This is a genomic window from Bradyrhizobium sp. JYMT SZCCT0180 (assembly GCF_018130165.1).
Taxonomy (GTDB): Bacteria; Pseudomonadota; Alphaproteobacteria; order Rhizobiales; family Xanthobacteraceae; genus Bradyrhizobium.
This window is the reverse complement of record NZ_JAFCLZ010000006.1, coordinates 218521-230522: the sequence shown is the minus strand read 5'-3', so window position 1 is coordinate 230522 and position 12002 is coordinate 218521. Positions and strand designations below refer to the sequence as shown.

Below are 12002 nucleotides of genomic sequence, written 5' to 3'. Positions count from 1 at the left end.
CCGTTAGATACAGCCCAGCAAAAAGCCGGCGGTCACCCGCCGGCTTTTTCAATTCATAGCAGTTAGAGCCGCTCAGACCTTGACCAGCGGCCCCCGCGAGGCCGGCCCATTGGAGCCGCCCCCGCCATTGGGACCCGATTTCGGCTTTCGCGGCGTGGCGCGCTTGCGCGCACCGGGCAGCTTCTCCGGCTTCGGCGTCACCGGTCCTTCGACGAACTCGAAGCCGATCTTGTCCTTGTCTTCCGCCTCGTCCTTGATCAGCACGACGCGGACATGACCGCCACCCTTCAACCGGCCGAACAGCACTTCATCGGCGAGCGGCTTCTTGATGTGCTCCTGGATGACCCGCGCCATCGGACGCGCGCCCATCTGCTCGTCGTAACCATGTTCGATCAGCCAGGCCTTGGCGGGCTCCGACAATTCGATGGTGACGTCGCGATCGGCCAGCTGGGCCTCGAGCTGCAACACGAACTTCTCGACCACCATGCCGATGACATCGGCATTGAGATGGGCGAACGAGACGATGGCATCGAGGCGGTTGCGGAATTCCGGCGCGAACTGCCGGTTGATCGCTTCGTGGTCGTCGCCTTCCCGCTTGCTGCGCGTGAAGCCGAAGGCCTGGCGCGCGAGGTCGGCTGCACCCGCGTTGGTGGTCATGATCAGGATCACGTTGCGGAAATTGACCTGCTTGCCGTTGTGATCGGTGAGCCGGCCATGATCCATGATCTGCAGCAACACGTTGTACAGATCCGGATGCGCCTTCTCGATTTCGTCGAGCAGCACCACGCAATGCGGATGCTGGTCCACGCCGTCGGTCAGCAGCCCGCCCTGGTCGAAGCCGACATAGCCCGGAGGCGCGCCGATCAGGCGCGACACCGTGTGCCGCTCCATATATTCGGACATGTCGAAGCGGATCAGCTCGACGCCGAGCGACGCCGCGAGCTGCTTTGCCACTTCGGTCTTGCCGACGCCGGTCGGACCGGAGAACAGGTAGGAGCCGATCGGCTTTTCCGGTTCGCGCAGCCCGGCACGCGCCAGCTTGATCGACGCCGACAGCGCGTCGATCGCCTTGTCCTGGCCGAACACCACGCGCTTCAGGGTCTGCTCGAGATGCTTGAGCACCTCGGCATCGTCATTCGATACGCTCTTGGGCGGAATCCGCGCCATGGTCGCGATCGTGGTCTCGATCTCCTTGATGCCGATGGTCTTCTTGCGCTTGTTCTCGGCCACCAGCATCTGCGCCGCGCCCGACTCGTCGATCACGTCGATCGCCTTGTCCGGCAGCTTGCGGTCGTGGATGTAGCGCGAGGACAATTGCACCGCGGCTTCGATCGCCTCGTTGGTGTATTTCAGCCGGTGGTAGTCCTCGAAATAGGGCTTCAGGCCCTTGAGGATCGCGATGGCGTCTTCCACCGTCGGCTCGTTGACGTCGATCTTCTGGAACCTTCGCACCAGCGCGCGATCCTTTTCGAAATGCTGGCGGTATTCCTTGTAGGTGGTCGAGCCCATGCAGCGGATCGTGCCCGATGCCAGCGCCGGCTTGAGCAGGTTGGATGCATCCATCGCGCCGCCGGAGGTGGCGCCGGCGCCGATCACGGTGTGGATCTCGTCGATGAACAGGATCGCGTTCGGATGCGCTTCCAGTTCCTTCAAAACCTGTTTGAGCCGCTCTTCAAAATCGCCGCGATAGCGCGTGCCCGCGAGCAGCGTGCCCATGTCGAGCGAGAACACGGTCGCCGCGGCCAGCACTTCCGGCACTTCCGAGTCGACGATGCGCTTGGCAAGGCCTTCGGCGATCGCGGTCTTGCCGACGCCGGCTTCGCCGACGAACAGCGGATTGTTCTTCTGCCGGCGGCACAACACCTGGATCGCCCGGTTGATTTCGGAATTGCGTCCGATGACGGGATCGATCTTGCCGTCGCGCGCCTTCTTGTTGAGGTTGACGCAGTAGGTATCGAGCGCCTCGCCCTTTTTCTTGGCGTCCTCGTTGCCCTTGGTCTCGGTCTCCTCGTCGACGCCGCGAACCGGCCGCGCTTCGGAAACACCGGGACGCTTGGCAATGCCATGGCTGATGTAATTGACCGCGTCGTACCGCGTCATGTCCTGCTCCTGCAGGAAATAGGCGGCGTGGCTTTCGCGCTCCGCGAAGATCGCGATCAGCACGTTGGCGCCGGTCACTTCTTCGCGACCGGACGACTGGACGTGAATCACCGCGCGCTGGATCACGCGCTGGAAACCGGCGGTCGGCTTGGCGTCGTCGGCTCCGTCCGTCACCAGATTTTCGAATTCGGTCTCGAGATAATTGACGAGGCTGGTGCGCAGCTTGTCGAGATCGACGCTGCAGGCACGCATGACCGCGGCAGCATCCGAGTCATCGATCAGCGACAACAGCAGATGTTCGAGCGTCGCGTATTGATGATGCCGCTCGTTTGCAATCGCCAGCGCACGATGCAGGGATTGTTCAAGGCTTTGGGAAAAAGTTGGCATTCTCGTCCTCTGTGGCCCCCGGTCATCATGATCGCCATTACCCGGTCAGGCAACAACAACCTTCGTCGTCCCGCGTCATATAGTTACGCACGATCGTGGCGAAAGACAGGTCCCGTGAACAGTGGTTTTTCTCTAAACTTTCGCACCACCGCGACACGAGTACCAACCCGAAAAACTACTGGGTTGCCGCCTGCTTCCTCCGGGGCGGAACAATGCAAGACCCGTTCCTTTTAGCCGGTCGCCTTTTAGCCGGTCGAGGCTGGTGCAGCGGCTATTTCTTTTCCATCACGCATTGCAGGGGATGCTGATGCTTGCGTGCAAAATCCATCACCTGCGTCACTTTGGTCTCGGCGATTTCGTAAGTGAACACGCCGCACTCACCGATCCCGTGGTGATGGACATGAAGCATGATCTTGGTGGCGGCTTCCGCGTCCTTCTGGAAGAACTTCTCCAGCACATGAACCACGAACTCCATCGGCGTGTAATCGTCGTTCAGGATCAGGACACGATAGAGATTCGGGCGCTTGGTCTTCGGCTTGACCTTGGTGATGACCGACGTCGACGGACCGTTCGTCCCCGCATTGCGGTTTTCGTCATTGCTCATCCGGGGAGCAGAGACGGCGGTCGCGGCCGGCGCGTACAAACAGGCTTTGGAGTTCAACTGCAACATGGCTCAGGCGTTCGACATTCCGGACCAAAATCCTTATGGGAAACCGGACAGCGCGTCGTCGCACGCTCGCGTAGGCCCCAAGACGACCACCACAAGGCACCCAGCAACGCTTTCCAGATCGCCGCTCCCGGTCCGATCCAGCGGCGGATCGGCTATTGGAATATGGGTCCAGTTGCAGACCACCGCAAGCGCATCAACGCTGCCCTGCCGCGCCCGCAACCGGCCCCGAATCCCGGTCCGGCAATCCAGGCAAGGTTAATCGTTTCTGGCGGATTTGACAAAGGAAGGCCCCTGCCCGTTTAGCGGTCCTTGAGCATAGGAGGCACTTCTGGCCGCCGGTTTCCCGATACATGGGCTTTGACCCGTTTTTGCGGGAACCAATTTACCACCTGTTTAGCGGCCCAGGCCGAAATACCGCTAGAAACCACTATTTCGGTGAGAGCCATGCTCAATACAGCCATTTTCAGTCGGGTGCGTACGGCCGCCGGGCGTTTTGCCAGGGCCGATCAGGGCAACATCGCGGTTCTGTTTGCCATCGCCGCCGTCCCGATCATCAGCTTCGTCGGCGCCGCGATCGACTATACCCGTGCCAACAGCGCCCGGTCGTCGATGCAGGCTGCCCTCGATTCGACCGCCCTGATGGTGGCGAAAGACCTGTCGGACGGAACCATCAAGGCCTCGGACATCAACACCAAGGCGCAGGACTATTTCAAGGCGCTCTACACCTACCCCGATGCCAGGGAGGTGACGGTCAAGGCGGAATATACCGCCAACACCGGCAAAGGCTCGACCATCAAGATCATTGGCTCCGGCAACGTGCCGACGGAGTTCATGAAGGTCGCCGGCTTCCCGCAAATCGGCTTCGACACCAGTTCAACCTCGCTCTGGGGCAACGTGCGCATGCGCGTGGCGCTCGCGCTCGACGTCACGGGGTCGATGGACCAAGACGGCAAGATGACGGCGATGAAGCCGGCCGCAAAGGCCCTGATCGACCAGATCGGCGCCCTCGCCAAGAACACAGGCGACGTCTACATCTCGGTCGTTCCCTTCGCCAAGGACGTCAATGTCGGTGCCAGCAACTACGAGCAGTCGTGGATCAACTGGTCGGAGTGGGAGGCTGCGAACGGCAAGTGCAGCGGCAAGAACTCCGGGAACTACCCTACAAAAAGCTCCTGTGAATCGGCCGGCAGGACCTGGACGGCGAAGAACCACGATACCTGGAACGGCTGCGTGACCGACCGTGACCAGGACTACGACACCAAGAACACGACGCCGACTTCCGATCCCGCAACCAAGTTTTACGCCGAGCAGTACGATGCCTGCCCCGCGCAGTTGCTGCCTCTGACGACCGACTTCGCCTCCGCCAAATCCAAGGTTGACGCGCTGACCCCGAACGGCGGCACCAACCAGCCGATCGGCATCGCCTGGGGATGGCAGTCCTTGAGCCAGGGCGTGCCGCTCAATGCTCCAGCTGAGGATCCCAATTACGAATACAAGAGGGTGCTGATCGTGATGTCCGACGGTCTGAACACCCAGGATCGCTGGCCGTCATACGGCAACGGCCAAGTTCAATACAATGGCGCCATCGACGCCCGCCAGCGTATCCAATGCGACAACGCCAAGGCTAACGGCGTCATTATCTACACGATGCATGTCAACACCCGCGGCGATCCGACCTCCTCCGTCCTGCAGTATTGCGCCAGCGGCTTGGACAAGTTCTCTACCGTGACGTCCTCGAGCCAGATCGCGACGGCCTTTAGTGCGATCGGCACGTCGCTCTCCAAGCTGCGCGTCGCGAAATAATCGCCGCCACAACCGGCAGGACAGCAACGCAAAACGAAAAAAGCCCGGCCGTAACGGCCGGGCTTTTTGTCTTGCTACAGCGCAAAAATTAGTTCGTGGCGGGAGCGAACTTCGCGACCAGGCCTTCGTACGGCTTGAAGGTCTGCTTGGCCAGATCGGTATAGAGGCCGGCAATCTTCTGCGACTCGGCGACAAAGGTCTCGTAGGACGAGCGGGCGAATTCGGTCTGGGCTTCGATCGCCTTGTCCACCGACTTCACGCCGGACAGCTTTTCAACAAACGACTTGGTGTCTTCGAACGACTTCTTGGCGTAGTCGCCATAGGCGGTCGCAATCGCCTGAACACCGCTCTGCAGGTTGCTCGCGGACGCGGCGACCGTTTCGAGATGCTCTTTTCCGTAGCTCTGAATGTCTTCAACCTTGACCATCTTGGAGTCCTTTCCCAGACTGAATGTAAATCGCCGGGAGGTCCCGGCTCCCTGACCACCCCTCCCTTATAGTGCACCGCACAATGACTGTCAAGGAATCTTGTGCGTCGCACAAATATCGACGATTAACGCCAAACACCGGAGTGTTACGCAACGGTTACTTAACCTTTTGGAAACTCGCGCCGCCTAACCTGATTCCCGGACGTGTTCGCCTTCCGACAGACAGCCTGAAAGCTGTTTGTGAACAACACCTTAGCTAGAACAGCGACCTGATCGGCCAGCCGGGGCCACATTGCAACCAGGCTAACCGCTTCGAACAGGCAGCGTCACCGGGCCGATGGGCACAATTTCGCCTCACGAACCGGTGATCAAGATAGAAATTGGGACGGGGAAGTAAATGCTTCGTACAACCTTAGCTTCCTCGCGCACATTGCGAGTTTGCGTTCTCGGGCTGGTCACTCTCACCTCTGCGGTCATCTACACCAGCGACAGCGCGGAAGCCCGCCGCTACCGCAAAAAGCACCATACCGCGCACCACGTGGCGCGCGCGAGCTATAGCCCGCAATTCGCCTCCATCATCGTCGACGGCAATTCCGGCGCCACGCTCTCCTCCAACAATCCCGACGCCCTCCGTCGTCCGGCCTCGCTGACCAAGATCATGACGCTCTATCTGCTGTTCGAGCAGCTCGAGCGCGGCAAGATGAAACTCGACACCGAAATGGAAGTGTCCGCGTATGCTTCCCAGCAGGCCCCGACCAAACTCGGCCTGAAGCCCGGCCAGACCATCAAGGTCGAAGATGCCATCAAGGGACTGGTGACGCGCTCCGCCAACGACGCCTCGGTCGTGATCGCGGAAGCCATTGCCGGCGACGAAGACGAATTCGCCAAGCTGATGACGCGCAAGGCGCGTTCGCTCGGCATGAGCAAGACCGTCTATCGCAACGCCAACGGCTTGCCCAACGATGAGCAACTCACGACCGCGCGCGATCAGGCAACGCTGGGCCGCGCGGTCCAGGAGCGCTTCCCGCGCTACTATCGCTATTTCGCGACCACCTCATTCACCTATCGCGGCCAGTCGATCCGCAATCACAATCGCCTGCTCGGCAATGTCGAAGGCGTCGACGGCATCAAGACCGGCTACACCCGCGCGTCGGGCTTCAATCTCGTCAGCTCGATGCGGCGCGGCAACCGCCATCTGATCGGCGTGGTGCTTGGCGGCCGCAGCGGCGGATCGCGCGACGCCACCATGCGCACCCTGCTCGCGGAAAACCTCGACAAGGGTGCGACCACCCGCACTGCCGCCGCCATCACCGAACGCAATTCCGCTGAGGCCAGCGTCGAGGTGGCCGAAGTCGCCAGCACGCCGCGCCCGACCGAGGCGGTCCAGGCCAACAACGCCGCCGCCGCCTCCGAGCCCAGCATGGCCGCAATGCAGGTGACGCGCAGCGTTGCCCCGGCCAAGCCGTCGCTGATGGCTGCAGCCGCAGCCGCCCTGCCGGCGCCGCAACCGAAACCCGAACAGTCCAAGTTCACGGCGCAGGCCAAGCCCGAACCGGCCCCGCTGACCAGCGGTGTGATTCAGACCCAGGCGATATCGGCGATCCCCGGCTCGGCCGAGCCGATGAAGCCGGTCAAGGTCAAGACGGTTCAGGTCAAGGCCGGCGCGATGAAGCTGGCTTCCGCCGGCCCCTCCCAGCCTGTTGCCCCGCCGATCACCAGCACGATTGCGCCCTCCCGCCCGGAAGTGGCGGAGACCTCCAGCGCCGTCGTGGCGCGGGCCGAGCCTCGATCTGAGGCCGTCAAGCCCGAGGCGATCAGGCCCGAAATGGCCCGTGCAGAACTGCCGCCGCAGCCCGCCAATCACGGTACCGGGCATGGCGTGCTCGGCGTGCTGCCCGCCTCCAGCGTGCCGTCTGCCCCCGCGCAGACACTCGCCTATGTCCAGCCACAGACCGTCCAGCAGAACGGCGCCATCAAGCCCGTGGCCGCCGTTACCCATACCGGCTGGATCATCCAGGTGGGCGCGCTGGAAAGCGAAAGCGAAGCCCGCGCCCGCCTCGACCAGGCACGCAATCAGGCCCGTGGCCTGCTCGGCAAGGCTGACTCCTTTACCGAGGTCGTTGCCAAGGATAATCGCAAGCTGTTCCGCGCCCGCTTCGCCGGCCTCGAGCGCGAGCAGGCCGAGGCGGTCTGCAAGGCGCTGAAGCGCGCCGACATCTCCTGCATCACCGTTCGTAACTGACCCATTTCTCTCTGGTTCGCAAAGCCGGCGCCGCAAGCGCCGGCTTTGTTGTTTCCAGAGCACAGTTGCAGACGTCGTTCGGTCGCTGGCGGCAAATCGAACCTGCGCAAACTTCTCGTCAAGAATTTACGGTTAAGTTTTCCGGAATGAAGGATCGACCACGCCGGAAAACGGCGGGCGACACGGGGCATCAACCAGAGAATAGGGCAGCGGCAGCTCTCGGTTTGTAGCGTTTGGTAGCGTTTGCCGGAGTTAGCTGAGATGCGCGCGAAGCAGAGTATCCTTGGCCTCGTTTACACGGGCGGCGAGGTACGTCGAGCCCCCCTGATCGGGATGCAGTTTCTTCATCAGGGCGCGGTGCGCCCGGCTGATGTCGTCACGCCCCGCCCCCGGCTGCAGGCCAAGGATCTGATAGGCCTCCTCGTCCGTCATTTTGCCGCTCGGCGGCGCGCGTCGCTGCCCCCCTGCCGCGTCGCCCTGCGCGTTCTGACGCCAGGCGGGAAACCGGCGGTCCAGATAGCTTTCAAGTAAGGCTACGCTCTCGGCGTCAAAGCCGGACATGATCGTCGTCAGCTGCACCAGGTCGAACTCGTCGAGCGAACGGCCGGCATAGGGCCCGTCGACGATCTGGCCCGACAGGCCGCCGCTGTCGTGATCGAGGCTCATGTCGAGAAACTGCGATCGCACGCGCGAGGTCTGTCCGGGCGAGCGCTGCGCGCCGCCGCCGAAGATCCCGCCGATACTGCTGAAGCCCGACGGGCCGAACGGCGACCAGCCGAGCAGTCCCGCTCCGAAGATGCCGAGCGGGATCGCCACCGCCAGTTCGCCCCTGAGCCCAGTGAAGGCCGCGACCGCCAGCGCGATGATGCCACCGCCGATCTTGAGCAGCCGCGCAAGCACGACCGGATTGGCTGCACGAAACATCTGCAGCAGCAAATAAAGCAGGACAACGGCGACGACACCGGCAATCAGGGTTGGCATGGGCCCAATATAGTCGCCCCGGCGGCAAAAAGCATGGCGATCCGCACCTGAAGAACCCAGCTGGCGATCATTTCATCTGGCCGATCAGCTTGGCCGCGCCGCTTCCGGTCTTCGACAGCCGCAGCAGCGCTTCGCGTCCGCCGGCGGCATAGGCCGCCGCAGCTCGCAACAGCTCGCGCAACTGGGCCGCGGCGCCGGGATCGAACCTGCACCATGCCCCGCCGGTGAGGCGCGCGATCTCACGGAAGGCGTGCTCGGCCGCAACGTCGTGGCCTTCCTGGAACATGAACACGGGCACCTTGAGCAGGCCGAGTTCACCGGCCTTGGCGCAGAGGTCGTCGACCGACTCTTCCATGGCGTCGCCGACGAACACCACGGCGCGCACGGCAGAAGCGACCGCCTCGCGGCGGGCTTCCGAGAGCACCTTGCCGATCTGGGTATTGCCGCCCTGGCAATCGATCTTGGTCATCAGTTTGGCGAGTTGCGCCGAGTCGGAGATCCATCCCGTTGCGCGGCACTCATTGAGGCCGCGGTAGTAGACCAGGCGAATGTCGAGACTTCCGAGCGACGCCGCTTCGCGAAACATATCGGCCTGCAGCGCGCAGGCCATGTCCCAGGTCGGTTGCCGGCTCATGGTGGCGTCGAGCGCGAACACCAGCCTGCCCTTCGCGCCGGTCCGGTGCGGCGACATGGCGCGAGCCTTGGCGACAAAGGCAGCGATGTCCTCGGCCGCCGAGGGCCGGGCTTCCGGCAACGGAGAGCTGCGCGATTGAGGTTTTTGCGCCGCAAAGACGTCGGCGGAAGATTTCGGTTTGGTAGGTTCGCCGGCCATGAGCGCTCGCAATTAAAGCAAGCTCTATGTGGGACTGTCCATACGGGGCGTCAATGCACCCGGTCGTGATCGGCCGGGATCAGGCAGCGGCAGCTTGACAGCTGAACCGTTAGTTGGTCGCCGACTTGATGGTCGGTGGGTTGCTCGCCAGCGGCACCGGTCCCGGATTGCTCACGAGCGGATCCGGCACCTTGGTCGGCACCGGCTTCAGCACGCTGCTGTCGGTGTTGTCAGCGATGAACTTGTCGAGCATCGTCTGGATCGACGACTTTGCCGCGTCGGGCCCGGTATCGCGCATATCGTTGTGCTGATAGCCGGTGTTCACGACCGTAATACCCGCCTTCTCGCACTGGTCGTCATCCGGCACGACGCCCGGATCCGGCTTGAACTGCGTGTCCTTTGAACGGAACGACAGGATCTTGAACTTGCCGTCGGTCAGGAATGGCACGCGCAGATTGTCCAGCGTCACCACTTTCTTGATCTCGTCGGGATATTGCTTGGCGAAATACATCGAGATATCGCCGCCCATCGAATGCCCCACCATCGTCACCCTGGCGTAGTCGGCGTTGGGCAGCACCTTCTTCATTTCCTCGATGGCGAAATGGATGTTGGCGACGCCGCGCTGAATTTGCGGCAGACGGCCGACATAGAGTTCGCCGACCTTGGTCACCATCGGCGGATCGGTCGGCAGATCATGCTGCGGGCTGACCGCAAGATAACCGCGCGCAGCGAACGCGTTGGAGAGGAACGAGTACTCGGTATGCTTGACGGTGTTGCCGTGATTGATGATCGCAACCGGCAGCGTGATCATGCCGGCATTGGCCTGCATTTCCTTGTCGCGCCGAACGGCGATATTCACCGCGACCAAACGATTGTCCCGCGCCGGATCATGGAAGGCGATGGTCTCGTGACGGATCGCCCACTTGCTCGCGGTAAAGTACGCGACCGCAACCAGTACGGTAAGTGAAAGCAGAACGGCAATTCCACGTTTCATCGGCGTCCTCGGGGCCCCCTGTAGGGGCGATGTCGGTTCGAGACTCTTCGGCCTCGTTCTTGATGATATATGTCACAGCGGCGTGACATAAAGTCCAAATGTTGTGAATTGACCGCCTGATCGTTGTGCGATGCACCCATCCATTGTGCAGCTGCTCACTAGCCGGCGATCACTTCCTATTTGCCTATATATGACGGCCCCAACCAGGCTTCGGTTCGACTGATCGATAAAAGTCTAATGAAAACGGTGTTGTAGGCAATTGGTTCCCTTGTTTCGCACGCCGCGTCTGCCCTGGAAATCCCGGAAAACCACTGGATTCAGCCCGCGGTATAGATGATCAGCTTCGGCGCCGGATCGTCATTGGCCTGGAAGCTCGCATATTCCAGCTTCAGCCGCCCCTTCCTCGGATAGCTCAGGGATTTCTGGCCGGCCGAGACGCCGCCGCGCCTCTTCTTCCCATGAAGCGCCGAAGAACTTTCACGTCGCGCGGTTGGTCCGTTCCGGATGACGGTGATCGAGCCGCCGAGATCGCGCTGAGGCCGCGGCGATCAGGTGCCGAGGATCAAGTGCCTTGATCAGGCGCCGAGGATGTCGTGGACTTCGAGCGGCTTGTCGACCTGGCTGAACCATTCGGCGCGGTTGGCGGCCCGCCGCCGGCCGCGCTCGTCGAGCGGCAGCTTCAACTGGCGGAGCAGGCTCGTCACCTCCTCGCGCGCCGTCACATGGCCCATGCTCGGCCGCGTGCCGAGGGTGGCCTCATCGATGTCGTCGAGCGCAGTCAGCCCGCGCGGGAAGAATTCGCGGTAGACCACCCGCTCGGCAAGGCCGTCGATCGAACGGAAGCCCAGCCGCAACGACAGATCCTTCAGGCTGTCGGCGACGAGCTGCTTGTTGCGCGAACCGATCATCGACAGCCGGTTGCGCACCACGATCCAATCGGTCGAAGCGCCGTCGAGCTGGCGGCGCTTGCGCCTGGTGTCGCGCACCATCTCGGCATAGTGGCTTTCGCCGGTCACCGAGTAGGTGGCGGGGTCGACGGTGCCGAGCACGTCGAAATCCAGGAAGCTGTCGTTGATCGGCGTCACCAGCGTATCGGCCATCGAATGGGCCAGGCGCATCAGATAGGAGTCCGACCCCGGCGTATCGATGACGATGAAGTCGAAGGCGCGCTCGACCGTGCTTACCGCTTCCATGAACTGCTGGAACTCGGAATTTTCATTGTCGGCGATCTGCATCGTCTCGCCGAGCTTGATGCAAAAGTGCACGGGAATTTCGAGGCCTAGGCCGGTGCGGCGAGCCCAGGCGGTGCGGTTGCCGACGTACCGGGTGAAGCTCTGCTGGCGGCAATCGAGGTCGATGGTGGCGACGCGCTGACCGGCTTTCATCAGGGCGACAGCGATATGCAGCGCGGTGGTGGATTTCCCCGAACCGCCCTTCTCGTTGCCGAGCACGACGACGTGCGCCGAACCGGACTGACCCTGACTAGCCTGAACCAACATGACTCAACCCCACCCCCCGTTTGATATCTTCAAATCACGCGCGACTGTGGTCAAGCAAAATGCGCGA

9 protein-coding genes are annotated in these 12002 nt (G+C 62.2%); 2 read left to right on the top strand and 7 right to left on the bottom strand.

The window, feature by feature from the left end:
• Positions 1–72: 72 nt before the first annotated feature.
• Together clpA and clpS are read right to left on the bottom strand one after the other, a co-directional pair.
• The gene (gene clpA / locus JQ641_RS11150) at positions 73–2487 is read right to left on the bottom strand and encodes an ATP-dependent Clp protease ATP-binding subunit ClpA (RefSeq protein WP_211996002.1); all 2415 of its coding nucleotides are present in this window, start codon (positions 2485–2487) and stop codon (positions 73–75) included.
• A 271-nt stretch (positions 2488–2758) separates the two neighbouring features.
• Entirely contained in the window at positions 2759–3091 is a 333-nt protein-coding gene (gene clpS, locus JQ641_RS11145) for an ATP-dependent Clp protease adapter ClpS (RefSeq protein ID WP_192733729.1), read from the bottom strand.
• 510 nt (positions 3092–3601) lie between these two features.
• Between clpS and JQ641_RS11140 the strand changes: the two genes are divergently transcribed.
• Entirely contained in the window at positions 3602–4960 is a 1359-nt protein-coding gene (locus JQ641_RS11140; protein ID WP_211996001.1) for a TadE/TadG family type IV pilus assembly protein, read from the top strand.
• 88 nt (positions 4961–5048) lie between these two features.
• Here the strand turns inward: JQ641_RS11140 and JQ641_RS11135 are convergent, their stop codons facing one another.
• Positions 5049–5387 (bottom strand): phasin family protein, encoded by a 339-nt coding sequence (locus JQ641_RS11135; RefSeq protein WP_192733731.1) that lies wholly within the window; start codon positions 5385–5387, stop codon positions 5049–5051.
• Positions 5388–5784: 397 nt separating this feature from the next.
• Between JQ641_RS11135 and JQ641_RS11130 the strand changes: the two genes are divergently transcribed.
• Positions 5785–7629 (top strand): D-alanyl-D-alanine carboxypeptidase, encoded by a 1845-nt coding sequence (locus tag JQ641_RS11130; RefSeq protein WP_211996000.1) that lies wholly within the window; start codon positions 5785–5787, stop codon positions 7627–7629.
• A 252-nt stretch (positions 7630–7881) separates the two neighbouring features.
• Here JQ641_RS11130 and JQ641_RS11125 read toward each other — a convergent pair whose 3' ends face one another.
• From JQ641_RS11125 to JQ641_RS11110, 4 genes are all read right to left on the bottom strand, one after another.
• Positions 7882–8610, bottom strand: a complete 729-nt coding sequence (locus JQ641_RS11125) for a DnaJ domain-containing protein (protein ID WP_211995999.1) — start codon at positions 8608–8610, stop codon at positions 7882–7884.
• 67 nt (positions 8611–8677) lie between these two features.
• Entirely contained in the window at positions 8678–9442 is a 765-nt protein-coding gene (locus JQ641_RS11120) for a VWA domain-containing protein (RefSeq protein WP_192733734.1), read from the bottom strand.
• Between the two features lie 109 nt (positions 9443–9551).
• A complete protein-coding gene (locus tag JQ641_RS11115) occupies positions 9552–10436 on the bottom strand; it encodes an alpha/beta fold hydrolase (RefSeq protein WP_211995998.1) in 885 nt (294 codons plus the stop codon).
• 575 nt (positions 10437–11011) lie between these two features.
• A complete protein-coding gene (locus JQ641_RS11110) occupies positions 11012–11935 on the bottom strand; it encodes a division plane positioning ATPase MipZ (RefSeq protein WP_211995997.1) in 924 nt (307 codons plus the stop codon).
• Positions 11936–12002 lie beyond the last annotated feature (67 nt).

What these genes read in the sequence shown, in the direction of transcription:
- JQ641_RS11130 (WP_211996000.1), top strand. Translation starts at nt 5,785, where the DNA reads ATGCTTCGTACAACCTTAGCTTCCTCGCGCACATTGCGAGTTTGCGTT.
- JQ641_RS11125 (WP_211995999.1), bottom strand. Translation starts at nt 8,610, where the DNA reads ATGCCAACCCTGATTGCCGGTGTCGTCGCCGTTGTCCTGCTTTATTTG.
- JQ641_RS11135 (WP_192733731.1), bottom strand. Translation starts at nt 5,387, where the DNA reads ATGGTCAAGGTTGAAGACATTCAGAGCTACGGAAAAGAGCATCTCGAA.
- JQ641_RS11120 (WP_192733734.1), bottom strand. Translation starts at nt 9,442, where the DNA reads ATGGCCGGCGAACCTACCAAACCGAAATCTTCCGCCGACGTCTTTGCG.
- clpS (WP_192733729.1), bottom strand. Translation starts at nt 3,091, where the DNA reads ATGAGCAATGACGAAAACCGCAATGCGGGGACGAACGGTCCGTCGACG.
- JQ641_RS11140 (WP_211996001.1), top strand. Translation starts at nt 3,602, where the DNA reads ATGCTCAATACAGCCATTTTCAGTCGGGTGCGTACGGCCGCCGGGCGT.
- JQ641_RS11115 (WP_211995998.1), bottom strand. Translation starts at nt 10,436, where the DNA reads ATGAAACGTGGAATTGCCGTTCTGCTTTCACTTACCGTACTGGTTGCG.
- JQ641_RS11110 (WP_211995997.1), bottom strand. Translation starts at nt 11,935, where the DNA reads ATGTTGGTTCAGGCTAGTCAGGGTCAGTCCGGTTCGGCGCACGTCGTC.
- clpA (WP_211996002.1), bottom strand. Translation starts at nt 2,487, where the DNA reads ATGCCAACTTTTTCCCAAAGCCTTGAACAATCCCTGCATCGTGCGCTG.